Origin of the sequence: Blautia intestinalis, assembly GCF_014297355.1 — a bacterium.
GTDB lineage: Bacteria > Bacillota > Clostridia > Lachnospirales > Lachnospiraceae > Blautia_A > Blautia_A intestinalis.
Genome location: NZ_JACOQE010000002.1, coordinates 98055 through 124427 on the forward strand (window position 1 = coordinate 98055; position 26373 = coordinate 124427).

Annotated in this window: 25 protein-coding genes; 24 read left to right on the forward strand and 1 reads right to left on the reverse strand. The window is 43.1% G+C overall.

Annotated elements, in window-relative coordinates:
* Positions 1-51: 51 nt before the first annotated feature.
* From H8Z79_RS04545 to H8Z79_RS04615, 16 genes are all read left to right on the forward strand, one after another.
* The gene (locus tag H8Z79_RS04545) at positions 52-504 is read left to right on the forward strand and encodes a zinc-finger-containing protein (RefSeq protein WP_055066318.1); all 453 of its coding nucleotides are present in this window, start codon (positions 52-54) and stop codon (positions 502-504) included.
* Positions 505-522: 18 nt separating this feature from the next.
* Positions 523-1179, forward strand: coding sequence for a hypothetical protein (locus H8Z79_RS04550; RefSeq protein WP_117592333.1), 657 nt, complete (start codon positions 523-525; stop codon positions 1177-1179).
* A gap of 68 nt (positions 1180-1247) precedes the next feature.
* Complete coding sequence (locus tag H8Z79_RS04555; RefSeq protein WP_118039758.1) at positions 1248-1937, forward strand: hypothetical protein; 690 nt, start codon at positions 1248-1250, stop codon at positions 1935-1937.
* The gene (locus tag H8Z79_RS04560) at positions 1897-2400 is read left to right on the forward strand and encodes a hypothetical protein (protein WP_118050886.1); all 504 of its coding nucleotides are present in this window, start codon (positions 1897-1899) and stop codon (positions 2398-2400) included. The genes H8Z79_RS04555 and H8Z79_RS04560 overlap by 41 nt, the downstream gene beginning before the upstream one ends.
* Positions 2401-2513: 113 nt before the next feature.
* Positions 2514-2741 carry a cold-shock protein gene (locus H8Z79_RS04565; protein ID WP_005423033.1) on the forward strand — a complete coding sequence of 76 codons (228 nt, stop codon included), beginning with the start codon at positions 2514-2516 and terminating at the stop codon, positions 2739-2741.
* A 476-nt stretch (positions 2742-3217) separates the two neighbouring features.
* Positions 3218-3349: a hypothetical protein gene (locus H8Z79_RS17110; RefSeq protein ID WP_005423021.1), complete on the forward strand. Its 132-nt coding sequence runs from the start codon at positions 3218-3220 to the stop codon at positions 3347-3349.
* Between the two features lie 18 nt (positions 3350-3367).
* Positions 3368-4480 (forward strand): hypothetical protein, encoded by a 1113-nt coding sequence (locus H8Z79_RS04570; RefSeq protein WP_118031066.1) that lies wholly within the window; start codon positions 3368-3370, stop codon positions 4478-4480.
* Between the two features lie 56 nt (positions 4481-4536).
* The gene (locus tag H8Z79_RS04575) at positions 4537-5055 is read left to right on the forward strand and encodes a hypothetical protein (RefSeq protein WP_118039757.1); all 519 of its coding nucleotides are present in this window, start codon (positions 4537-4539) and stop codon (positions 5053-5055) included.
* 16 nt (positions 5056-5071) lie between these two features.
* Complete coding sequence (locus tag H8Z79_RS04580) at positions 5072-5785, forward strand: hypothetical protein (RefSeq protein WP_118039756.1); 714 nt, start codon at positions 5072-5074, stop codon at positions 5783-5785.
* 36 nt (positions 5786-5821) lie between these two features.
* Positions 5822-6982: an ERF family protein gene (locus H8Z79_RS04585; protein ID WP_059085778.1), complete on the forward strand. Its 1161-nt coding sequence runs from the start codon at positions 5822-5824 to the stop codon at positions 6980-6982.
* Between the two features lie 64 nt (positions 6983-7046).
* A complete protein-coding gene (locus tag H8Z79_RS04590; RefSeq protein WP_059086887.1) occupies positions 7047-8312 on the forward strand; it encodes a DNA primase in 1266 nt (421 codons plus the stop codon).
* A 154-nt stretch (positions 8313-8466) separates the two neighbouring features.
* Positions 8467-14985 carry a SpaA isopeptide-forming pilin-related protein gene (locus H8Z79_RS04595; RefSeq protein ID WP_330607522.1) on the forward strand — a complete coding sequence of 2173 codons (6519 nt, stop codon included), beginning with the start codon at positions 8467-8469 and terminating at the stop codon, positions 14983-14985.
* Positions 14986-15053: 68 nt separating this feature from the next.
* Complete coding sequence (gene srtB / locus H8Z79_RS04600; RefSeq protein ID WP_059085779.1) at positions 15054-15839, forward strand: class B sortase; 786 nt, start codon at positions 15054-15056, stop codon at positions 15837-15839.
* A 410-nt stretch (positions 15840-16249) separates the two neighbouring features.
* Complete coding sequence (locus H8Z79_RS04605; protein WP_118039755.1) at positions 16250-17140, forward strand: hypothetical protein; 891 nt, start codon at positions 16250-16252, stop codon at positions 17138-17140.
* 134 nt (positions 17141-17274) lie between these two features.
* Entirely contained in the window at positions 17275-17664 is a 390-nt protein-coding gene (locus tag H8Z79_RS04610; RefSeq protein WP_118039754.1) for a BlaI/MecI/CopY family transcriptional regulator, read from the forward strand.
* A gap of 6 nt (positions 17665-17670) precedes the next feature.
* The gene (locus H8Z79_RS04615) at positions 17671-19419 is read left to right on the forward strand and encodes a M56 family metallopeptidase (protein ID WP_118039753.1); all 1749 of its coding nucleotides are present in this window, start codon (positions 17671-17673) and stop codon (positions 19417-19419) included.
* A gap of 88 nt (positions 19420-19507) precedes the next feature.
* Here the strand turns inward: H8Z79_RS04615 and H8Z79_RS04620 are convergent, their stop codons facing one another.
* Positions 19508-19822, reverse strand: coding sequence for a hypothetical protein (locus H8Z79_RS04620; RefSeq protein WP_182279230.1), 315 nt, complete (start codon positions 19820-19822; stop codon positions 19508-19510).
* A gap of 370 nt (positions 19823-20192) precedes the next feature.
* Between H8Z79_RS04620 and H8Z79_RS04625 the strand changes: the two genes are divergently transcribed.
* The 8 genes from H8Z79_RS04625 to H8Z79_RS04660 all read left to right on the forward strand — a co-directional run bounded on the left by H8Z79_RS04625 (position 20193) and on the right by H8Z79_RS04660 (position 26368).
* Complete coding sequence (locus H8Z79_RS04625; RefSeq protein WP_118039752.1) at positions 20193-21641, forward strand: L,D-transpeptidase; 1449 nt, start codon at positions 20193-20195, stop codon at positions 21639-21641.
* 97 nt (positions 21642-21738) lie between these two features.
* Entirely contained in the window at positions 21739-21921 is a 183-nt protein-coding gene (locus H8Z79_RS04630; protein WP_225876921.1) for a hypothetical protein, read from the forward strand.
* A 75-nt stretch (positions 21922-21996) separates the two neighbouring features.
* Complete coding sequence (locus tag H8Z79_RS04635) at positions 21997-22347, forward strand: DUF2116 family Zn-ribbon domain-containing protein (RefSeq protein ID WP_118039750.1); 351 nt, start codon at positions 21997-21999, stop codon at positions 22345-22347.
* 63 nt (positions 22348-22410) lie between these two features.
* Positions 22411-22662 (forward strand): DUF6019 family protein, encoded by a 252-nt coding sequence (locus tag H8Z79_RS04640; RefSeq protein ID WP_015542760.1) that lies wholly within the window; start codon positions 22411-22413, stop codon positions 22660-22662.
* A gap of 33 nt (positions 22663-22695) precedes the next feature.
* On the forward strand, positions 22696-23412 hold the full coding sequence (locus H8Z79_RS04645; protein ID WP_117593977.1) for an AAA family ATPase: 717 nt from the start codon (positions 22696-22698) through the stop codon (positions 23410-23412).
* Positions 23413-23481: 69 nt separating this feature from the next.
* The gene (locus H8Z79_RS04650; RefSeq protein ID WP_015542758.1) at positions 23482-24276 is read left to right on the forward strand and encodes a CPBP family intramembrane glutamic endopeptidase; all 795 of its coding nucleotides are present in this window, start codon (positions 23482-23484) and stop codon (positions 24274-24276) included.
* A gap of 170 nt (positions 24277-24446) precedes the next feature.
* A complete protein-coding gene (locus H8Z79_RS04655) occupies positions 24447-25106 on the forward strand; it encodes a response regulator transcription factor (protein ID WP_118039749.1) in 660 nt (219 codons plus the stop codon).
* Between the two features lie 2 nt (positions 25107-25108).
* Positions 25109-26368, forward strand: coding sequence for a sensor histidine kinase (locus H8Z79_RS04660; protein WP_118039748.1), 1260 nt, complete (start codon positions 25109-25111; stop codon positions 26366-26368).
* The last annotated feature ends 5 nt before the right edge of the window (positions 26369-26373 follow it).

Here is a 26373-nt window from a genome sequence, read left to right on the forward strand (position 1 = left end):
AAAAGGGAATTCTTTAACATCGGAGATAAAGATGGAAAGGAGTGACGTCAGATGGCAAAAAAGAAGAAAAAACAGATGCGGGAAACCTTGTACTGTCCATATTGCAAAAGACCCGGGGTACTTAGGCCGGCAGCCTATGTCTATGGGGATAACAACCTGGATCCGGAGAAATACCTGTATGTATGCAGCGGCTATCCTTCCTGTGATTCATACATTGGGGCACACAAAAAAAGTATGCGTCCCATGGGAACCATGGCTGACAGCAATCTGCGTAATAAGCGGATCGAAGCACACAGAGCTTTGGATGCAATCTGGAAAAATGGTTATATGACCAAACACAGCACATATATCTGGCTTCAGAACCGTTTGAATCTCCGGGAAAAGGACACACATATCGGGAAATTTTCTTATTACCTGTGTGAACAGACCATCCGGGAATGTACAGACTATATAAAAAGCCGAGAGGAAAAAAAGAAATCCCCGGATAAAATAAGCGTGGCATGACGGAAAGGATGGATGCCCTTGAGACTACAGGCGACAGAAGATGATGTATATCATCTGATGGACCTTAAAGAACAGTATTTTATTATGACAGCAATATGCAGTGTGGCAGAGGGAATCAGCGCATACTTTTTCATATACCAGAAAAGATGCTGGGATCTTGCATATTTGTGTACTGCACTGGCGCTTGCGATAATCCTGCTTCTTCGTCAGGCCATAAAAATCAGCCGGAGGATCATGGAGGCAGAAAACTGTTATATGGCACTTGAAGAGGACAGCCTGGCAGTCTGCCAGCCGGAAAAAAACGGAAAATATGAGTCCTGCAGGATCTTTTACGATGAGATGGATAAGATCGTAGAAGGAACCAGACGGGGAGTTCCGGAATTTTATATCGTGATCCGAAAAGAAGGGAAAGAACAGAAAAGCTTTTTCCTTTTGGATGAAGAAGAACAGGAACGGGATGTTTTCTGTGTACGATCCTTTGGCTTTGACAATCAGGGATTCATGGAGTTTTATCGGAAACTCAGGTGGATCGTACCGGGAAGAACAAGGATTATCGGGACCAAAACACAGGAAGTATGGAAACTGCGACGGCCGAATATCGGAATCTGTACGGCAGCAGGCATGCTTTTGGGGTATGTACTTCCAAAACTCCTGGAAATGATGATGTATGGGTAACAAGTTATGAAAGAAAACAGATCAGAAGCAGAGATTAGAAAGAGTGAAAATGACAAGGAGGAAATGTCATGAGATGGTATACAGCAATCGGAATGAAAAAAGATGATGCAGATGGAAGGTTTTGTGTCTGGGTAGATGGGGAAGAAAAAGTACTTACAGAAATGGAAACTATTTTGTGGGCTGCGCTCACCTGGTCTTTCTGTGAAGAGGATAAGATCCATTCCCAGATGCATCGTCTTCTTGTATTTAGCCTTGGAGAAAAACAGGCACAGGAATGGGCGGACAAAGAGGATTTTCAGTTTTGCCTGAACCGTCTGGTAAAGCGGGGCCTGGTTGTGCTGACAGAAGGATGTACCAGAGAGGAAGCTGTATACAGCATTATCAGCCGGTCAGTCATGTCTCCCATGGCCTTTTCACGGACAGAACGCATGAAGCATTTTATGGAAGCCCTTTCCATGGGAAAAGGACTGAAGTTTTCACTGAGAGCTTTTAAAAAGCCGCTGCTTACAGAAGAGGAATACCAGCTACTTTCCTATCTTCAAAGAGAAGGGGATGTTTCCTGCCACCTGAAATGTTTAAAAGAAGAGGCAAAAAGCAGGGAACCCAATTTAGCAGATTCCCGCCAGGAACAGATACAACGGGAATTTATAAGCCGCGTAGCGCAGCTTTACTATAAGAAACAGCTTGTGATCGACAACATAAGAAGGGAGGACTGCCTTGAAGCAAACGGAACATCCGTATTGGCACAGGCTGTATAGATGCTTGGAAGATTTTGGAACACGTTATCAGAATATACCGGATTTTTTTAAGGACAGGATCCAGCGATATGGTATCCTGTCTCTTTTTATCCTGCTTTTCGGATCATTTATGGGAACATGGATGAAAGATAAAACTTTTATTTTCTGGTCTTTCCTGCTTGGGATTATCGGGTTTATAAGAACATATCTTATTTTCCGCACCGCGGATAAAAAGACCTATGAAATCGTGGAAGGGCTGGTAACCGGGATAGACGGGAAAAATCCCTTTGCAAGATTACGGAAGATCCGGGTAAGTGATCCGGCCGGACGGCAGAGTGAACTTTTGCTGGATAAAAACGTAAAAGTTTTGGAGGGAAAACGTTACCGGTTTTATTTTGGCATAAATGAAAAGAAGCTGGTAGGAATCCGCCGGGTGGATGCAGCACTCAATAACGGGACTTTTTTGGGAAACGAAGAAATATAAGAGGAAGAGATCCATTTTATAGCAGGGAGGGGAGCACCAGGCATGGTTCGATTCCATGCTGCCCTGTTTCCGCAAAAGACTATTGCGGGAAATACAGCAAAGGAGAGAAGGATATGTCAGAAACACTACAGGGAACCGTGAAATGGTTCAGCGCACAGAAAGGATACGGTTTTATCACCGGTGAAGACGGGATTGATTATTTCGCCCACTTTTCGGAGATCCAGATGGATGGATACCGGAAATTAAGCGGTGGCCAGCCGGTCCTTTTTGAAGCAGGGACGGATGCCAACGGGCGAAGCCTTGCCAAAAATATTTCCCCGGCGGATCCAAACGCTGAGTAAGACGTTTTCATAGTGCATGTACAGATTACCTATTCCCCTCAGATACATGCATTTATGCAGACGGATGAAAAGACAGGCGGTATCATGCCGCCTGTCACAACATGTAACAGAATAATAAAGATAGCTCACACAATAACACAATATATAGTTAAAAATAATTGACAACCACAAAATGTTGTGGTAGTCTTTAAATGAAAAATAATTTAACAGTCTATAAAAGACTGTGGTTATTCTTTAGTTCCGGACATTCCGGAAGAAACACTTTGGGGTGGTCTTGCCCTTAATGAGAAAAAATGGATATGCAAAATATAAGGAAGATGCAAGAAGGAAAGAAGATTCTTTTTGTGTCTTTTTTTATTGCATAAAAAGCAGAAAGGAGGAGCACGAATGAAACTGGCAGTTAAGGAAACTGCAAAAAGAAATACCTTAAGAACATCAAAAAAAGAAAACACATTGTAAAATCAGGAGGGTCGATTATGGAGACAATTAAATGGGAAAACGCAAATGCACTGGAAATTGGAATGCTTATGGAGATGGCAGAAGACGGCTATGTATTTTGCATCGAAGATGGAAAGATACAGGCTGTTGAAGTCCGGATTTTCAGCTAGCGTGGAAAGGCGGACATTATGTATTATAAAGATGACTTTTATAAGGAGTTCCGGACAGAAAAGGAACTGTGCGAGTATCTGGAAGAGATAGACAGCCGGGCAGAATGGATCCGGATCACCAGTAAGAAATTAAAGGTAGCAGCTGCAGGAGAGGAAACCTGTACAGAGGTTCCGGGCATTTCCCTGGAAGCACTGGAAAAAGATACCTTATCTCATTCCAGGCTGGTTCTTATCCTGCCCGAGAGGATCTGTTATATAGGAAATTCAGCAATCAAATCGTTGAAAGGACGGGCCAGGATTGATGGCAAAGCCCTGGCAGATGTCGATAAGAAAACACTGGCAGAGATCTTGAATAAATGCCTGAAGGTTGCAAGAGGAAGAGCACTGATCCGTTTCTGTGAAGGAAAAATAAGGGCAGTCCTGTCTGGTGATGAAAAAGATTATGCCATCATATCCATGCCGGATATGTACATGGTTACCTCGGCATATATCCATGGGGACTATGAGAAGGCAACGTTTTTAAACGGCTATGCAGACCATTATTCTGTTACGGCGTCCTGGCAGCTGGAAGATACGAAACTTACAGATGTTTATAAGGAACTGATGCAGAATTATGGAAGAAAGACCGATAAGGACATAAAAGCAGTTGTACGGATCACTACGTCAGACGTTGGTGTGTCCGGAGCGAATATTTTTTATTCCCTGCAGGAGCCGACAAGAAATGTGATCCTTGGCAATGCCCTGAAGGTTACGCACAAAAACTGTAAAGGAATGGAAGATTTCACGGAAAACATAGAGTCGATCTTCGATTACTACCGGGAAGTCTTAAAAGGGGTCATGCGGCTGTGTGATATCTGGATCGAGCATCCGGCAAATGCCATGGCAGGGATCATGAAGCAGGCGGGATTTGGAAAAAAACTGCTTGCAGAAACCGTGGAGCAGTTTAAGGCTACTACTGGGGATGAGCCATGCAGCGCATACGAGATCTACTGTGGGATCTGTGAATCCATTACCATTGCAAGGCAGGAAAAGACGAATGAGAGAGGACTTTTAGCTCTGGAAGAAAAAATTGCCGGCTGTGTGTCAAAACGCTGGCATGAATATGATATTCCTGGCACTGTAAAATACTAACAGGATTTAAAAGAATGGAGACAGCATGGACTGTCTTTTTTTGATGGGAGGAAAACATGAAGGTTACGAATGGAAAAGATGTGGCAAGGCTGCTGGTAGATGAATACTTGAACTGCCATCCCACCGGACACAAAAAATTTATGGAGTCCATGGCAAAAGAGCAGCAGGAAATAAAAGACAATTACACTTATCTTGGGTTTGCCTGGCTAAAAGGTCTTTCAGAGGTCAGATATTACGACCTTCGAAACGAAGCATCGAAACTGATGGCCGATGATCTGTGCCTGCATGTAAAGGAACAGCCAGAGAGGGTGCGCCTGGTGTATGACGGCGCAGAGGAAATGGAGATCGATCAGTCAGACGAAGAACAGATGGCAAAAATGTTTACCTGCTACCTGCTTGCAGGAAGTATGGACGGATATGGGGAATTTGTGGATTATGCCCTTGATACCCACCGGACACTGCAACAGAACCTGACACGGTTTTTTGTGGAATGGTTTGCAAAAGCAGAAAAAGGCTCTGCATTTTTAAAACGGGCAAAGATGGTGTATTCCAGGTATTCCCTGCCATATATCTAAATTACGGAGGTATGTGATGGATAGAAAACTTCCGGACTGGTTAAAAGAGAGCAGGGAGGCAGAAAAACTGATCGCATGGCTGAAATCGCCGGATTGTGAAGTAAAAGAATTTTCCGGACAGCTGTTTATAAAGGCAAGATATGGAAACTGTTTCTTTTTCTTTGACTGTTTAAAGGAAAACAGAAAAACAGACCGGAACTGGTGTGCCGTGATCCACATGCCGGAGTATTCCCTTTATGAAGCAGAAGATCTTTTTCTGAAGCCGATCGGGATACCGGATGATTTTGGTTTTCCTGTGCGTGAGGATCTGATCCCGAAACTGGAAACACAGGTAAGCCGCATTGGAAAGAAACTTATTCGGGAACAATGGGATGAACTTTTGTTAAAAGGCGGGTATACAGCTGCACAGATGATCCCGGAGATCAGCAGGGTTTATATCCAGCTAAATGCAGACCGTTTTACTAAAAAAGGAAAGCGGACGGAGGATCTGATCTATCAGCCGCAGTTTCATTTTGCGGATATGAAGTGGGAATTTTCTGACTGGATGTTTCTGGAATATTTAAGCAACCCACAGCGGGCAGCAGAGCTTTTCGCCCAGAAGTGGCTGCTTGAAAAACTTCCGGAGATCTCAAAAAAGAAGATCTGTATCGGATGTATCCGGGAAGAAATGGAAGAAATGTTAAAAAAGACTGGGACAGGGCCGGAGGCAAGCCTTCCGCGTTCTGCTTAGTATAAAAAATGAAAAAATCAGGAGGAAACGAATAATATGGGTAAATACAATTACATGAATCTGAACCAGAAGATGATCAAGATCAGAAGAAAGGTGCCGAAGCTGATCCGCAAACGGTACAGTGAGGACGTTACTTATGATTTTGTAAAACTGGATGATATTTATGAATGCCTGACACCGGCCCTTAATAAATACGGGGTCGATTTTGACATCTTAAGTGAAAGGCCGACTCAGATGGACGAACAGGGCAATTCCGTGTTTTTAAAGGAAATGGGAGCACTCTGGAGATATGAGGCTGATCTGGAACTGTGCTGGACCAATGCAGACCGTCCGGGAGACAAGGTACGGAGCTTTTTGCATGTCATTGGAACCAATGAAGCACCGGATAAAGCAAAAGGTGCGGCATGGACGTATGGCCTGAAATATTATTTCTTGAATAAATTCAATATCATGCAGGCATCTGGAATGGACGATCCGGACATGCGTGGGACGGAAAAAGAAGAAATGCCGAAGCAGGAAGCTTCCGTAAAACCGGAAAAACCGAAAAAGAAACAGGAAAAGACAGAAAGAAAAGAAACCGCAGCAAAGCAGGAGCAAACGGAACCGGTCAGGGAAAAGAAAACGGACCGTAAAAAACTGCGTGATGGAAATGCCATATCCGAAGATCCTGTAAAAGTGGAATATGCAGTAACGGATACAGAAGAAAACCTGCCTGGACAGATGACTTTTGGAATGGAAGAAAGTGAAAGCGGACTGGAAGAATTTTCCGATGAAGAAACCAAAGCGGAAGATCCGGTTCAGACCGAGGAAATCTCCGTAGATGAGGAAATTACTGCCGAGACGGATGCAGACGGTTTCCGTGCAGTAGAAGAAACGGATGAAGTTCCATTTGATGAGGATGATGAGATTTCTTTTGATGCAGAAGAAGAGGAAGAAACACCAGAAGAGACGGCAGAGGAAACGGTAGAGGATATAGATAACGTAGAGGATGCAGAAGACGAAGTGAAATGGGCAGAAAAGGTTATCTGCAATTTTGGTGTCTATGCCGGAACCCCTCTTGGGGAAATGATGCAGGATGCCAGAGGTTACCAGACGATCAAATGGCTGGTACAGCGTTACAAAGGCCAGAATCAGGAAATACAGAAAGCTGCGAAGATTCTTTTGGATCATGAAAAGGAAATGCAAAAAGCAGCCTGAAAACAGAGAAACAGTTCGAGGTGGCTCCGGGAACGGGGCCATCTTTTATGAAAAGGAGGAAGGCATGTATGCCAGAGAATCGTTTACGATCGCAGAAGTAGCAGATCTTTTGTCAATCCGAAGACTGAGTGATTCTTACCAGGACGAATTTCCGGTGGAATGTCCTTTTTGCGGGGATTTAAGAGGAAAATGCAGTTTTTGCATCTGCAAAAATGGAGAACTGAAAAATGTTTACCATTGCTATCATTGCGGAGCATCCGGAAACATGCTGACATTGTATGCGGAACTATCCGGCATTTATGGAAGGAACCGGTATAAAGAAGCCTACCGTGAGATAAGGCAGGCACTTTCTTTTTCTGGAACGGATGAAAGGCAGCAGGCCACGACACGAAATGGGTTCGCTTCTATCGTTCCTAAAAAGAAACGCATTTCCCTTACGGAAGAGGAATGGGATTACCGGGACCAGGTATATAAGGAGATGCTCACTTTTCTTAAGCTTAAGGAAACACACCGGAGGAACCTCCTCCTACGTGGGCTGACGTTAAATGAGGTCAGACAGATGGAAGAACGAGGTTTTTTAAGTACGGATGAGGAGAATTCCGTGGCCATTGCCAGAAAGCTCTTAAAAAAGGGATTTCGCCTGGATGGGGTTCCTGGATTTTTCATCAACCGGGATGGTGACTGGGAAGCTGCTTTTTATAGGAAGAATAACGGGTATCTTTGCCCGGTCCGGGATGGGAAGGAACGGATCATAGGATTCCAGATCCGGCTGGATGTTCCTTTAAAAGAACGGAAGTACCTCTGGTTTACCAGCAGCGGCTTAGAAAAAGGCACATCAAGCGGCAGCCCGGCAGGAATGTTTGGGAAAATAAAGGATGGCACGGTTTACGTAACAGAAGGGATCTTAAAGGCAGAGATCGCATGGATGTGTACAGGAAATCCTTATATCGGAGTCCCTGGAGTTTCCAATCATAAAGGACTGGAAACTGTCTTGCGAAAACTGAAAGAGCAGGGGTTAAAAAGAGTTTACGAATGTTACGACATGGATAAAATGATGGAATTGTCCTGTAAGCACGATGAAAAAAGTGCGTGCCGGCAATGTGAACATGGAATTCATCTGTATCATGGAGAATGCCCCAGAAAGCGCAGAAAGAGGGACATGATCCGAAAAGGCTGCATAAAACTATATGAGATCTGTGAGGAACTGAATGTGTCCTGCAAAAGAGTTACCTGGGATACCGATGCATCCGGTACCTGGATGGAACACTACAAAGGCGTGGATGACTGGATCCTTCAAAAAGAGGAAAAAGAACACAGGAAGACGGCATAAAATGTTTGGTCAGATAAAAGGGAAACTGGAATTTTTTTCAGTTTCCTTTTTATCTGGCTGAAAAAGCCGGAAGAAAGGAGAAAGCGATGCAGATAAGAGACGGACCAAAAGAAAACTGCAGGGAAAAAAGCGATCATGAAAGGAGAACGTGCACTTGGAAAAAAACTGGAAGAAAAGATGGATGGCGGGTGCGATGGCTTTTGCTCTGTGCTGCACTACGCTCTTGCAGACGGGAGCTTCTGCAGTATCCGCCGCTGAGGTGGGAGGCGTTTCCGCACAGAGCGAGACGCAGATCGAGGTACAGACAGAAACACAGACAGAAACGCAGACGGAGAAAAGCGAGGAAGAACTGATCGAGGAAACCGTTGCTGATCCGGAACTTGCGCTTATGGTTACCGAAGGGGAAGCCTTTGATATCCAGAATGATTTTACAGGACTGAAACTCTCTGAAGGAGACCATGTGGAACTGAAAAAAGCAGCAATGGAAGACGGGACTGTATTTGATTATAACCATGCGGGAACCTATAAATGCGTATATCTTGTTACACCCGCATCCGGGGAAGCCTATCTGGTTGCCAGAAACATTACGGTGACACCAAGGGAAGCAGAAACAGACGGATCCAATGGCGGTCAGGAACAGGAAAGCGGCGATGACGAACCGGAGGCAGACCCCGTCCTCCCGACCATAAGCCCGGAAGATGCCCCGGAAACCCTGGAAGAGCCGGAAGAAACGGAGGAGCCAGAAGAAGAGGAAGCAGAAGAATTTTCCGATGAGGAACCAGAGGATGGAAGCTATCAGGTTGACATCGTACAGGGAAATGAATTCAATATTGAACTGGACCACGAGGACGGACGTTACCAGACGGGGGAGACGGTCAACTTTTCCGGTGATATCCCGCAGGGAAGCCTGATCGCAGTGGGAACAAGTCTTGTCGAAGCAAACCAGACAGAGAATACCGAAGATCTTCTGTATGCAGAAGTAAGCTACGATGAGGGAACAAATTCCTTCAGCTTTGAGATGCCGGAAGATGATGTTGCATTAAGTGTGGTATATGACCAGGCTGAGGGCGGTATTAGTACCATGGCAGCTTCCGATGGAGACTTGTGGGATGATTCAACAGACATTGAAGCTAATACCTATTACTATTATTCAGATGGAAAACTGCATCCTTTTGATTCTGTTATGGGACAGGGCGGAAATGATTCCTATAAGTATATCCGTTACAAAGCAGGCGGAAAGACTTATACCGTCTATGCATACTGCATGCAGCACAGTAAACAGTCCCCGCCAAGTGGAACGACTTATAAAAATATGGTCGAACTGGATGAGGGCGGCGATGACCGTTATTTAAGGAAGGCCATGTTTTACGGATATGGCGGTCCCGGATGGGGCGGCACATTCAACGGCTATAATATCAAATCCATCATGGAAAAATACGGCTGTTCCTCCGAGACCCGTGCAATGCAGCATTATCTGGTCGATTATTTATATGACGGGGAATCCGGATTTGGAGGATCCCTTTCGACAACTGCCAAAAACATGTTAAAAGAGATCAAGGCAGCCCTTGCAAAGATGCCGGATCCAACGACCATGGAGCTGACACCTGGGCTCAGTGCTTCTGCAAATGGAAACCAGAGCCCGACCTTCACATGGAAGGCAAACGCAGCTTTTGTGATCACGATCCATCTGGAAAACGGGGTCTCCCTTGTAAATGAGACGACAGGAAAAACCGGGACCGGAAATGTGAGCGTAAAGGGCGGTGAAAAATTCCATCTGGAAGCAACCACCCAGAATATTGGAAGCCTGAAAGGAAAATATGCGATCACATCCAACTATCCGCTTAATTTCCATGCCATGCTCTTAAAGCTGGCGAACAGCCAGGATATCGGCTTTGGATATTATACCGATACACTGGAGCTGAATCTGGAGGTAGACTGGCCGGATGAAGCAACGGTCAAGATCATCAAAAAAGATAAGGGAAGCAACGCGCTCCTTGCAGGTGCCGTTTACGGCATCTATGCAGATGAAGCCTGCACGAAACTTATCAAAAAAATGCCGGCAACAAATGCAAAAGGGGAATCCGAAGTAAAGATCACCAAAACACAGGATACCGTTTACCTTCGTGAAATCTCAGGCCCATCCGGATATGTGCTGGATACGAAAGCCTATGGGGTAAAACTGGTCGTGGGGCAGACCGCTTCCAAGAACTTAACGGATAAAGAGCAAAAAGGTGCACTCACCATTTATAAAGAAGGAGAAGTGCTTACTGGAGCGACCGTCACGGAAGATGGTGTGACCTTTGCCTACGAAAAACGGAAATTGAAAGGAGCCGTTTACAGTGTTTATGCAGGTGCAGATATCAAGGCGGCAGATGGCACCCTCATCTATAAAAAAGGTGCACTTGTCAAGGATAATCTGGTTACCGGAGATGACGGAAGCGTTACGTTAAAGGATCTCTATCTTGGCACCTACACAGTAACCGAGACGAAAGCTCCGGATAATTATGTATGCAAAGGAGAGTCTAAGACTGTTGAGCTTGTGTATGCAGGCCAGACCGTAGAAGTGCAGACTGTCAGTGCAACATTTTTAAATGAACGCCAGAAGGCTGCAGTCCGTGTGGAAAAGCAGGACGAAGAGACAAAAAATCCGCTCTCCGGAGGCATCTACGGGCTGTATGCAGCAGAAGATATCAAAGTTGATGGTAAGACCGTTGTTCCCAAAGGAACCCTGATCGAAAAAGCAACGACCGGAGCCGATGGAAAAGCTTCTTATAAAGCGGAACTTCCGATTAATTACAGCTACAGCATCCGGGAGATCCAGGCACCGGAACTTTACCTTAGAAACAGTGAGGATACTTACACCTTCACTTTTAAGTTCACCAATGATAAGGAAGAAAAGGTAAACTTTAGCCATACCTTTACAAATAAGCGTGTAAATGCAACAATCGACCTGGTAAAAGAAGACAGCGAGACAGGAAACAGCGCACAGGGAGATGCCGTATTTGAAGGAGCCATTTACGGGCTCTATGCAAGGGAAGACATTAACCATCCGGATGGCAGGAGCGGAGTCCTTTATAAAAAGGACGAACAGGTAGCTACCCTGACGACCGATAAAGAGGGAAAAGCAAGCGTAAGCAATCTGTATCTTGGAAAGTATTATTTGAAGGAGATCACGCCTCCAGTAGGTTATCTTCTGGACGAAGAGGAGCATGATGTAAACTGTAACTACGAAGGAGACCAGGTAGAGACGGTAAAACGAAATACCGTTTCCAAAGAAGACGTGATCAAACAGCCATTCCAGTTGATTAAAGCAGCGGATAATGATAAGACCGATGCGGACCTTTTAAAAGGTGCCGGATTCTCTGCTTATCTGATCAGCAGCCTGACTGTAAAGGACGATGGAAGCTATGACTTTACAAATGCGACCCCGATCGTTCTTACGGAAGATGGAAAAACAGAAATGTTTACCGATGAACGCGGCTATGCGTGCAGCATCCCGATTCCTTATGGACGCTACATTGTCCGTGAGACCACAACACCGCATAATTTCATGCCGGTAGATGATTTTATCGTAACCGTAACCGAGAACAGCAGCACACCGCAGGTATGGAGAGTCCTTTTGGACGATGAGTTCAAAGCAAAGCTTAAGATCGTGAAACAGGATGATGAGACCAAACAGCCGGTCCTCCTTGCCAATACAGAATTCAAAGTGTACGACCTGGATGCGAAAAAGTACGTGGAACAGGTAACGACCTATCCAAATACGGTTGTCCATAAATCCTATTTTACGGACGAAAATGGTTACCTGATTCTTCCGGAATCCTTAAAATGCGGAAATTACAGGATTGAGGAAGTGAGAGCGCCTGATGGCTACACCCAGAATACCCAGTATGTGGAGATCAAAGTTGATAAGAATACAGCTTATCAGATGGATTCCGTCAGCGGGGATGCCATCATTACCGTGACCTATGAAAACCATCCGGTCAAGGGCAAACTGGTGATCCATAAATCCGGTGAAACCTTAAAATCCTTTAAAAAGGATTTTGTATACGAAGAAGCTTCCCTGGAAGGGGCAGAATTTGAAATCTACGCAGCAGAAGATATTTTCACACCGGATCATCAGGTGGACGAGCAGGGAAACCGTCACGTGATCTATGCAAAGGATACCCTGGTAAAAACAGTGACCACTAATAAAAATGGGGAAGCTGTTATCAAAGACCTTCCGCTTGGAAAATACCGTGTGAAAGAAACAAAAGCACCGGCCGGATTTGTCTTAAATCCAGACAGTCAGGAAGTAGCCTTTATCTATAAGGATCAGAACACACCGGAGATCGAAGAAAAACTGGAATTTTCCAATGAACGCCAGAAAGTAGAGCTGAGTGTGGAAAAACGGGATGCTGAGACCGGAAAGGCTTTAAAAGGTGCAACCTTTGGATTATACAATAAAGAAGCAATTTCTTCCGGCGACAAGGTGATTGTAAAAGCAGATACACTGCTTCAGGAGATCACAAGCAACGAAAAAGGTAAGGCAGCGTTTACGCTGGATCTTCCGCTTGGCAGATACTATGTGAAAGAGCTGCAGGCACCGGCGGGTTATGTATCTTCTGATGAGATCCTGGAATTTGATGCCACATACCAGGGCCAGGACGTAAAAACGATCAAATTAAAATCCGTGAAGAAAAACCAGCCGACAACGGTAGAAGTAACAAAAGCAGATATCACGACCGGAACAGAACTTGACGGGGCTTCCATGAGTGTACTGGATAAGGATGGCAACGTGATCGATTCCTGGACATCCGTAAAGGATTCCCCACATGTGATCAAGCGACTTCAGGTTGGAAAAACTTACATTCTGCGTGAAGAGCTTGCACCATATGGCTACTTACGTGCAACAGACGTAGAGTTTACGATCTCTGATACTGCAGAAGTACAGAAAGTCAAAATGGAAGATGAAGTCCCGGTAGCAAGACTTCTGGTAAACAAGAAAGGGGAATTCTTAGACAGCGTATCCCTTCTTGACAATGCAAAAGGCATGATCGAGCACCTGTTCAACTATGTGACCGGAAACCTGACTGATGTAACCTTCAATGTTTACGCGGCAGAAGCCATCCGTGCAGCAGACGGGGTAAGTGCAGATTATTATGCGGCAGATGAACTGGTCGGCTCCATTACAACAGATGGAAATGGTATCGCCCAGATGGATAACCTCCCGCTTGGACGTTATTACATCGTGGAAAAAGAGACCGCACATGGCTACGTTCTGGATAATGAACCAAGATATGTGGATCTTACATACCGTGACCAGGATACACCTCTGGTTACTTATAGTGCCGACTGGCAGAATGCGCGCCAGAGGGTACAGGTGGAAGTCCTGAAAAAAGAAAAGGACAGTGACAAAGTACTTTCCGGGGCAATCTTTGGCCTCTATGCAGCAGACGACATCGTATCTTCAAAAGGAAAAGTACTCCTTGCGAAAGACACTCTGATCGAACTGAAGACCACAGATGAGGATGGAAAGATCCAGTTTGTTGCAGATCTCCCGATTGACAGCAGGTACTACATTAAGGAACTTGCCGCCCCGGATGGCTATGTGACAGACCAGGAACCGCAGGAATTCACTTTTGAGTACCAGGGCAGTGGAACCAGTGTTGCAGAGTATGCGTTCACCTTTGAAGATGAACAGACTACGGTAGAACTTTCCAAAGCAGACCTGACGGACAAAAAAGAACTTCCGGGAGCATCCTTAAAGGTAACAGATGAGGATGGAAATACGGTGGATGAATGGGTATCCAAAGAGGAAGCACATATCATCAAGGGCCTTATCGTAGGAAAGAAATACAAGATGACAGAAACAAAGCCGGCAGATGGTTATGTGACTGCGGAAAGTATTGAATTTACCGTCGAAAACACAAAAGAAGTACAGAAACACCAGATGCTTGATGATGTGACCAAAGTGGAAATCAGCAAGAAAGACATTACGGATTCCAGTGAGGTACCGGGAGCAAAACTGATCATCCTGGATAAAGATGGAAAGAAAGTTGAAAGCTGGACGTCCACGGATAAACCGCATATGGTCGAAAAACTTCCGGTAGGCGAATATACCCTTCGTGAAGAGCAGGCTCCGGATGGATACCTCATTGCGGAAGATGTGAAATTTACGGTAAAAGATACCGGAAAAGTCCAGAAAGTCAAAATGAAGGACGCACATCCATATGGAAAACTGGTCATCAAAAAGACCGATTCCACCAGTAAGGCAGCCCTTTCAGGAGCAGAATTTGAACTGCGTGAAAAGGAAAGCGGAAAAGTCGTAGAAAAACTGGTAACGGATAAGACCGGAACAGCGACAAGCGGCAAGCTTCCGATTGCTACTTATAAAAATGGAAAAGTAGAGAAAACCGTGGAATATATCCTGGTAGAGACCAAAGCACCAAATGGTTATGAATTAAGCAGCAAAAAAGAAGAGATCCGCTTTGAATACAAAGACGGAAAAACCAAGGTGATCGAGATCGTAAAAGAGATCAAAAACACCAAATCCCCTTCCGGTAGCACACCGACAGGAAACAGCCCGAAAACAGGGGACAGCACCAACATCTGGCTTCCGATCCTTCTGGCAGTCCTTTCTGCCTGCGGCATTGGCGGCGTGATCTGGTATAAGAAGAAAAAAGGAAATTAAGGAATACGGTTCAGGGCTGCTCGATTTACCGGCAGCCCTTTTTCCAGGAAGAATAATCGGAGGTTTGTATGAGATACATAAAAGAAATCATGATCGTGGCAGTCTGCCTGATGGTACTCAGTTTTTGCGTATGTACCGGTTTTGGCATTTACTTTATGTACCGGGAAGGTGTGCAGGAATATGAAGACCTGCGTACATACGTCAAGGAAACAGATGAGGATGACCACACAGAAGGAACAGACGGAAGCGATGGGAAACAGACCGTGGTTGATTTTAAGGCATTAAAAAAGATCAATCCGGATATCGTTGCATGGATCCGGATCCCAGATACCAGCATTGATTACCCGGTAGTTCAGGGAAACGATGACTCCTATTACCTGACACATACTTTTAAGAAGACAGAACATGTGGCAGGGGCCATTTTCCTGGATTCCGATAACAATGCCGATTTTTCTGATGACAAGAACATCATTTATGGTCACAATATGAAAGATGGCAGCATGTTCCGCGGACTTCGAAATTTCCTTGGCGATAAATTTTTAAAAGAACACCATATCCTCTATCTGTATCTTCCGGATGAAGGGGTATGGATCTTTGTGATCGTAAAATGCGAGTATACACCGGCAGATGGAGATGCTTTTTTACTTGGAACGCAGGAAGAAGTCCCGACGCTTCTGCTTTCCACCTGTGGAACAGATGCCTCCAAACGTCTGGTCATATGGTGTGAAAGGCAGGAAGAGAAAGGTGGGCAGATAGAATATTCTGACGAGGAAGCAGAAGTACAGGAAGCTACGGATGATCTTGCTTTCTTAGATGGGGAGTTTGTAGAAAACGAAACCCATGATTTTATTTAAATGTTTGCAGAAATTTAATGGATAATTTCTAAAAAATATAACATTTTAATTTTCAGGTCTTTCTGGATGGACAGGAACAATAATAGTCTATCCGGGAGGACCTTTTTTTTATTGCAAGAATGGCGTAAAATGGCACTTTTGATGGAAATACGATTGCAGAAAAATGAAAAAAGAAATATTAGTTCTGACTATCATGTCCAGTATGCCGCAAATCATTTGGAGAAGGCGAAGGACGTGTTTATGAAAGCGATGAAGATCCTCTGGATTTATATAGCCCAGTGGAAGGAAAAATAGAAATTAAACTGAGATGGTAAAAAAATATAAAAAAAGAATTGACAATTGTATTCTACAGTTGTAGAATACAATTAACTTCTACAGATGTAGAAAATAAAATTCTAGGAGAATCCACGATGAAGACAAAATTTATGACACTTATGACGGTAGCAACACTTGGGATTTTTTCAGCTGCAACGGTTATGGCAGCAGAAAATAACGATTTCTATACACAGCCGCCGGCTGGATCTGAATGGGAAAAAGCAGATACTGAAGGTACCTATGCAAGCTATACGAACGGAAATGATTATGTAAATATCTATAAATATTCGCTGAAGGATGTCAAAACAGGGATTGCCAAATGCAATGACACATACGATGCCTGCTATCAGACAATTTACTCAGAGGGAAACAGCCTGTACATGGCAGTGGGATATGCAAAAGATGCAGATGACATCAGTGACGTCAGAAAATTTGTAGAATATATTTCTTATCCTGGAAATCCTTCGCTTACCAGACAGGAGAACGGAAACCAGACAGATGATTCTGATAAGGCAACTACAGATACTGCCAGTCAGAAGTCAGGAGGAGATTCAGATTCCTCCGATACAGAAGAAAATGCTTCTACAAAATCCTCGGACAGCAATGATGATTCCGATATCCTTACTACCTCACCAATGACATTAGTTGACAGTGATGGAAATACCATTGAGATTAATTACATTCTTCACAAAGATTATTCTTGTGAATATCGTGGAGATGATGGAATGAACTATACCGATAATGGGGATGAAACTTATACCGACGAAAATGGAAATACCTACTCAGCTCTGAATGATGACACTCATCATCTGGGACATACGTTGGAACAGCATGACCTTCAGGATGCAAACGGTAATACTGTGACGGTTACGGAAACTACAAATGGTGATTATTATTTCCAGGACGAAAATGGTACAGGATTTACGGACAACGGAGACGGGACATGGAGTGATGAAAATGGCAGCAGCTATACAGAAATAGACTGATAGTGGTCAGTAGCTGCAGGAATGGCAAGAGCATTTGCAAATTGTGCAAAAGCCCTTGCCATTTCCGTGAACCGTGGTAAAATAGAGTTATTCCTACATTTGTAGAAAATATGTAACAGGGGAGGTATGAAAAAGTGAAAAAAACTTACCAGAGACTTCCGAAATCAGAACTGGATATTATGCTCGTTCTTTGGAATAATACTCCGCCGATGACCAGACCGGAGATTGAGAAAGTGATCAATATGAAGAAAAAGCTTGCATCAACAACAATTTTGTCATTGCTGACCAGACTGGAGAACAAAAATTTCGTGGAAGTGACGAAACAGGGAAAAATGAATCTGTATACACCCCTGGTTTCGCAGTCAGATTATCAGGCACATGAAAGCCAGAGTGTTCTTGAGAAGCTTTATGGGAATTCACTAAAAAAGTTTGTAACTTCACTTTATCATGGAAAGAAAATCAGCTCGGAAGAAGTCCAGGATCTCAGTGAATTTCTTAAGAACCTGGAGGACAGGGAGGAATAGCAAATTATGGAGGTTTTCATTCTGCACATTCTGAAACTGAACATTATTGCAGCAGTAGTAATTTTACTGGTAAAAGTGCTTGCGACTCTGTTTAAAGGACGTGTATCAGCGAGATGGAAGTACTTTATCTGGCTGTTGATTACGATAAGCCTTTGTATTCCGGTGCGCCTTCCGGAGAATCTGGCACTGGTGGATTTCAAAGTACTTAGAAGCAGTCAACAGAATACGCAAAACCCGAAGATAACGGATTATGCAGTCAGACCAGAGGAAAGTCAGAAGATAACAGAAACCGTATCATCTGCGAGCAATGACATGAAAAATCTGACAGAAATTCCGGAACAAAAGAGAACTGTTAGGTACGAATCAGATAAATGGCTGGGAATTGTGGCTGTGATTTTTGTTGTTGTCTGGCCGAGCGTAGCGGTACTTAAACTGACAGGAGAATTGCTGGCATATTATTTTTCTATAAGGAATCTGGAACGGATGAGTCTACAGGTAAGTGATACGGTGAGTATTCAGATGTACCGTGCAGCGTGTCAAAAGAAGCACGTACGCAGAATACCGGAACTCAGGCAAAACGCAGGTCTTACCACACCGCTTCTTGCAGGACTTTTACATACAAAATTGTATCTACCAGCAACCGGGTATTCAGCAGAAGAAAGAAAACTTATCTTTTACCATGAACTTACACATTATTGCCATCGGGATCTCTGGTATAAGATGCTCCTTCGAATCTGTGCATCGATATACTGGTTCAATCCCTTTCTTCTTATCATGCTGAAAGAAGCGGATAAGGATATTGAAAATCTGTGTGATACAGCGGTTGTTCGCAGAGTTAATAAAAAGGAACATAAATTATATCGACAGCTGCTTCTCAGGACAGTGGCCATGGAAAATCAGATTCCATATGTGACAGCAAGTCTTAATGACAGCGAAATGGTGTTTAAAGATCGGATTCTGTATATGGTGAACATTCGGAAACTCCGCAAAGGAATTCTTCCGGGAATTCTTGTGACGCTGCTGCTTGCAGGCGGTAATCTGGTATTTAATGTCTCTGCCGGGACAGATACAGTTTCAGTAGAGACGGAGAAGTCTGGTATTGAAAAAAATGCAGATCCAGAGAAAAATAATGTACCGGATTATGCACCGTTTTCTGAAATGGTAACTATGCAGAAAGCTGCTGAAACACAGGACGAAGGAGGAGTGACAGAGAATACAGATACAGAGGATTCTGTAGACGAAGAGGAAAAAGCGGATGCGGAAACAAATGATGAACCTGCCATGGAAAACAGCGGACAGGTAAGTGAAACGACCGATGATGGAATTACCTCTGACAACAACGGGTCTGTTTCATCTTATGAAAATCTGCCAGCAGGCGTACCATATACCAGTGGATTCACTACTACTTCCGGTGTAGCATCAATTGTAGCACCGGGTGGAGGAGATGAAGAATCCAGAGTTCTTTACGATAACGGAGATGGGACCTATTCTGATGATTATGGGAGTCGATACAGTTATCAGGGAGATGGAAACTGGGCAGATGCCAATGGAAATTCATATCGTACCTGGAATGACGAAGGTTATCATTTCGGAAACCAACTGGAACAGCATGAACTTCAGGGCAGTAACGGTACTGTTAATGTAATAGAAACAACAAACGGAGATTATTATTATTGTGACGCAGATGGGGTCGGATACACAGACAATGGTGACGGCACCTGGACGGATGAGAATGGGAACATCTATACAGAATAAAAGAAAGCGTTTTTCGAAACCAAAAGGAATCGAAAAACGCTTTTTTTATATATGACATATAAAAAATGGGATTATAAACGATGACACATTATTGGCGAATATCTAGCAGTCCCTTTTTCAGTATATGTTCAGAGAACTCATACGAAGCTCCGCTCCCAGTCACATTCAGATACAGATTTTTAAGGTCGCTTTCATTTACGATCCAGGCCATGTTCAGCTGCACACTTTCGCCTGGTTTTATAGAGGAAATGTAGTTTCCACCGTTGCCATAATTTTCAGAGATGCTATAATATACCATTCCTCCTGTCTTTGCCACGCCGGCCCAGCTAATGTAGTCATAGCCATCGCCGGCCTGTTCTGTTGGAATGTAAAGCTGTACTTTTCCATGAACCATCAACAGCATTAGACCCAAAGAACCGGAGACGGCTGATACGAATCCTGCAGAAGCTTCTGACAACAAAGATCATTGTAACCCATGATCTGGATCTGCTACTGGAAACCTGTGACCGGGTATTGGTTTTAAATCAAGGGAAATTGGTAGCGGATGGATCTGTGCGGGACATTTTATGGAACCGGAAACCCTTGGAAAAATACAACTTAGAGTTGCCGTTTTGCTTGGCAGGAGTTCCTGAACGTTTCTCAGAAAAAGCGCTTGAAAAGAAAATGTTTTTTCCAGCAGCCTTGGTTATTTTTTATTAAATCGGAGATATTAAAATCAGACGATTTAAAAAATTTGTCTGAATGCTGTTTATCGTTAAAAACAGGGGGCATGGATGGGAAAAAGAAAAGAGATAACCGATAAGGATAATGGAAAGCAAAAAATGTGGATAATGATCACTGTCATCATAGTGTTCTTTGCTATGGCTGGCTATGCAGGAATGTCTTATTACTATTCTGACAGATTTTTTCGGGGAACAACGATCAATGGGATTAACTGTTCTGGAAAAACATCGGAAGAGGCAGAACAGGCGGTTGCAAAGAAAGCAGAGGACTATCTGCTGGAAGTAAAGGCAAGAAAGCTGAAATCACAGAGTATCAATGGAAAATTGATCGGATATCGTTATGTTTCGGATGGCAGTATTTCCCAATATCTGGATGAACAAAAACCATATAAATGGGTTCAGGGATTTTGGAAGAAGCAAAATTATACAGCCAAGGAAAACATGATCTATGATAAAGTGAAGTTAAAAGAACAGCTGGAAAAACTGGAATGTGTAAAAAAAGAGAATCAGATAGCACCAGAAGATGCGTATGTAGCTTATAAAGATTCGAAGTTTGAAATCGTACCGGAAACAGAAGGGAATACCCTGGATTTCAATGGAGCCTATCAGGCACTGTCAGAAGCAGTTGCTGGCAAAAAAAGAACCATTGATCTGAATAGCTGTCCGGCTGTTTATGTAAAAGCGGCAGTAATGAAAGATGATCCAGATCTTAAAAATTCATTGGAAGAATGCCAAAATCTGATCCGGACCAAAATCGTATATATATTTGGAGAAGAAACGGTAACATTGGATGGAGAGGAAATCAGAAACTGGCTGATTTTTGATGAGAGAGGACAGCTGCAAAAAAATGAGAATGAGCTGAGACAGTGTGTAGCAGAATATGTGGCACAGCTGGCTGCCACACATGATACCGTAAATACAGAGAGGAAATTTTGCACAACAAGCGGACGTACTGTTCAGGTGTATAGTTCCGTTTATGGATGGAAGATCGATCAGGAAAGGGAAATAGAAACCATCATGCAGGAAATGATTGCAGGAGTACAGATAAACCGGGAACCGGTATACGCTATGCGGGCGAATGCACGGGGTATGAATGATATAGGCAACACGTATATTGAAGTGGACCTGTCTGCACAGCATTTATATTACTATCAGGATGGTTCTATCATTTTGGAATCGGATATTGTGTCAGGAGATATGCAGTATGTAGAACGGCAGACACCACCGGGGATTTTTCAACTGTATTACAAGAAAAGTCCATCTGTGCTGAAAGGAAAGATGTTGGAAAATGGGAAATATGAATATGAAAGACCAGTAACTTACTGGATGCCTTTTAATGGGGGGATTGGATTTCATGATGCTTCATGGCAGCCATACTTTGGAGGAAATCGTTTCCGGGAAGGTGGTGGATCCCATGGATGCATTAATCTTCCGGCAGACAAAGCGGCAGAACTTTATAATAGGATAGACGAAAGTGTGCCGATTGTCTGTTTTTATTAAAAATGGGCAGTATATATAGTTTTATATAGAGGTTTGTTTATAAAATGGAAGATCTTAAATGGTCTTCTGTTTTTTTATAATTATCAGCAATATTTTCATGGAAGAAAAGTGTGTATTTTCCGTCCAGATATGGAAAGAAGTCTTTGACCATTTTGACCGGGAAGCGAAAAAATTCGAGATAAATGAGATCTATTCGATTGATGAAAATGCAAAGGAAACCTTGCAGGAGAAGAGCAAGAGGATGCTGGTTACAGAAGCAAAACGAATGGCAGTGTATTAAAATTAGGTGGATGTAATTGAGAAAAAAATATGATATCATGTTAGTAACAAAACGGAAATTATGGAGGAATAGAGTGTGAAAAAATGCAAATATTGTGGCAAAAAACTCAATGATAATTTTGAATTTTGTAACAGTAAATGTGAAAATTGTTATGAAAAGATGATGGATAAAGACAGCCATAAAATCAAGTATTTTACATTAGGCATTATTTTGGGATTCTTAGTTATGTTTTATGGCATTATTTCTAACAATAATGTCTTTATAATAGGAATTGGGATTATAGTAATGGGTATAGATGTTGTTTTATTGCCATTTACAACTCCCGAAACAATTAGTTTTCTAGGATATCAAAAGTCAAAATTCGCAGGAAGAATATCAGGCATATTGCTTATAGCAGTTGGAGTATGGATGTGTTTTATTCAATGATAAATCCCAGCCTGCAAAATTGAAAATAAATTGAAAGTCACGAAATCGGAGGAGTTAATGATTATGTGGAATGAATTAGGCTTAAGCGGGGGAACCGCAATTATTATTTTGATTGCGCTGTATTTCGTCATCAAATGGGCAGTGAAAAATGGAATCAAAGAAGCCTACAGTGCCATTACTGGAAAGAAAACGGAAGAAGATGTCAGAAACGAAAAAGAATTGAAAGAACTCGGATTTGAGTTAGAAGATAAATTCCAGTTGACCGAGCTACTTAGAGCGAATGATGCTTCTTGTCCAAAGAGCAAGAAAAGGTAGATTAGAAAGTGTTTTTTACAGGCAGGTGATTAGATGAATGATCAATTCTTACAAGGAGTATTATTCGATTGGAATAGAATTGATAACGATAGTTATTTAAAGAGAATTAAGGCTTTTAAAGGGATTGAAAAACTTGTTTTCAATAAACCAATTACCTTTTTTGTCGGAGAAAATGGCAGTGGTAAATCGACTTTATTGGAGGCACTTGCTGTAGCACATGGTTTTAATCCGGAGGGTGGAACAAAGAATTATGTTTTTTCTACGCATGATACACATTCAGAATTGTGTGATGCGATAAGAATTTCCAAAGGCTATCGGAAGGAAAAGTGGGGTTATTTTCTTAGGGCTGAAAGTTTTTATAATGTTGCAACGAAGGAAGAAGAATATGCGGATCTCACACATCCTTCCGCTAAATATCATGAAAAATCACATGGAGAGAGTTTTCTCGCATTGGCACAGAATAATCTGCGTCCAAATGGCTTGTATCTTTTTGACGAACCTGAAGCTGCATTATCCCCACAGAGACAGCTTACATTGTTGATGCAAATATATAGTTGTGCAAAAGAGGGAGCACAGTTTATTATAGTTACGCATTCGCCAATTTTGTTAGGAATACCTGATGCAGATATCTATTGTTTTGATGATGGACGAATACATTTATGCGAATATGAAGAAACAGAGAGCTATCGGATAACAGAAATGTTCATAAACAACAGGCAGATGCTGTTGGATAAATTGCTAACAGATTAGACAAGAAAGGAATCGACGGATTCAAGTTTGTGAAATTAAGAAAATCTGGATTGTAGAGGAAAATATTACATGAAGAAATTAGTATTGGTATCATTAAAAACGTTTGCCTTTTTTGTAGGCTGGGCTATATGTGTTTCAATTTTGCCTATACCAGATACAAAAAGTGCGGCAGTCTGGAGATTTTGGGCAGAATTGATTCCATTATTGTCAGTTATTGGTTTTACAATTATTTTCTGGTTAATAGATAAAAGAAACATACGATTACATCTGACTGGAAAACCTGTTTATAATATCGTACTTGGGTGTATCACAGGAGCTATTTGGTTAGGAGTATCTGTTGTAATATTATCTTTAACAGGGGCCATACATATTGATGGCAGAAACCAAATTTCTATGCTTTGGTTATGGTTATTTTCAGCTTTTATCAATAGCGTTATGCAGGAAGTGTTAGTTCGTGGTTACTTATATCAGATGATAAAAAATAATTACAACATAGTTGTCGCTGTCCTTATATCTACCGGATTATTTACATTTGCACATGGTGGGGCTTTTGAGGCAGGAATACTTCCTGTACTAAACGTTATAACGATGAGTCTTTTCGTGACGGCAGTTTTGGAATACACGGAATCCTTAGTTGCTCCGATTGTAATCCATTTTTTATGGAATGGAGTTGGTGCAATTATTTTGGGTGGAGTATCATTAGCAGAAGATTATCCGCATTTGTTCAACATGATAATTAGTGGAAATTCAATTTTGTCGGGTGGCAGCTGTAAAATTGAAGGTAGCATAGTTGTACTGTTTATGAACTTGATTTTAATGTTTGGATTCGTAATGGCAAAAAAGAAAAGGGACAAAAATCTATAATTTCAGTTTTATTGTACTTTTCTAATTCGAGACACACTGTGCCCTGAATTGAGCTGGTCACATTATCGTGCCCTGATGCGTATAAATGATGAGAAAACAAGAACAAATGCAATGTAGACTTGGGATATAAAAAACTATACTATAGAAAAGCGTTAGAGGTGGCAGCGGGAATGAAAAATAAAATTTTGGTGATAGAAGATGACCGTGCAATTTCAGAATTGCTGTGCATGAACCTGGAGGCAGCAGGGTATGAGACTGTGGCAGCGTATGATGGGGAAGAAGCCCAGAGGCTGCTCTTATGGCAGGAGGACGCGGACCTGGCAGTAGTGGATATCATGCTGCCGGGAAAAGACGGGTTTGCATTGATGGAGGATTTTAAAAAGAAGGAGCTTCCGGTGCTCTACCTGACTGCAAAGGATGATGTGGCTTCCAAGGTGAAGGGATTAAAGCTGGGTGCGGAAGATTATATGGTAAAACCTTTTGAGATGCTGGAACTTCTGGTACGCATTGAGAAGGTGCTGGAGAGGACGGGACGGGCCAAGAAAGTCTTAACGGTCCGGAACATCCTGGTGGACATGCAAAGCCATCAGGTCTACAAAGACGGGCTTCCGGTAAGCCTAAAGCCAATGGAATATGACCTCTTTGTGCTGCTGCTCCAAAATAAAAACATTGCCCTTGGAAGGGAAGAACTGTTGAAACGGGTCTGGGGAGAAGACTATCTGGGGGAAAGTAGGACGGTGGATGTCCATATCGGACAGCTCAGAAAAAAGTTGGAACTTTATGATGAAATCAGGACGATTCCGAAACTTGGATACCGTCTGGAGGAATAGGGATGAAGCTGTGGAAACGAACGGTACTTCTTATGCTGGTAACGCTATTGTGTGCCCTGATCCCAGTGGGAACGCTAAGTCTTTATATCACAGGAAAACGAAGCCTCAATAATGCTGCAGAGACCTACGGAAGACAGCTGGAAAATGGAAAGGTACTCCTGGAACAATTTTGGGATAACAGCAAATATGAGCAGATGTCCGAGACTGGAAAGCGGGCTTATATGGGCTTTCAGTTCCAGCGATGCTGTGGGGAAGGCATGGCTCTCATCGACCGAAAAAGCAATGCCGTCAGTGAAAACCTGACAGATTATAAAGTTGTGGGGCTCGAAAACTTAGGCTTAAAGGATGAAGGAGATCCTTATGCCTACAAGATACAGAAACTGGGACAGAAATACCTCCTTCTCCAGCTGGAACCATTATCCAGACCGGAAGGATACGAAGTCCTCTCTGTTCGGGAAGTCACAGGGCTTTTTGCAGAGCTGAGACAGACCGCTGTCTGGTTTTTGGGAATTTATCTGTCTGTGTTCCTGATCGCCGGCCTTTTTATTTATATGATGATGCGAAGAACTGTGGAACAGATGGAGAAGCTACAGGAAGTGGCAGAGAAACAGGAGCTGCTCATGGGGGCACTTTCCCATGAAATGCGTACCCCGTTAACGTCCATTATCGGGTATTCGGATACCCTGCGCCATGTAAAGCTGAAAGACGAACAGAAAGACCGGGCACTGGAACATATCAACCGGGAGGGAAAACGCCTGGAGGCTCTTTCTGGGAAGATGCTACAGATGCTGGGGCTTTATCAGAACCATGCCATACAGATGGAAATGACCACGGCAGGTGATCTTTTAAACCATGTCATAGACATGGAAAAGGAACAGGCAGAAAAGAAAACGGTGCACCTCAAAATGGAATGTGAAGCTTTTTCCATGAAAATGGACCCGGCCTTGATGGAAAGCCTTCTGGTAAACCTGATCGACAATGCCCTAAAGGCCACGGATGCCGGTGGAAGCATTTTGGTAAAGGCTTATGAGAAAGCTGGAAAAAAGATTTTTGAGGTGTCGGATACCGGAATGGGGATCCCGGAGGAAGAACTGGGAAAAATCACAGATGCATTCTATATGGTGGACAAATCACGAAGCCGAAAAGAAGGCGGATCAGGACTTGGGCTGGCACTCTGTGTGAAGGTGGCAGAAATCCATGGCGGATGCCTGAAAATCGAAAGCAGACTGAGAGAGGGGACCACGGTAAGAGCTATCTTCTGATTTAC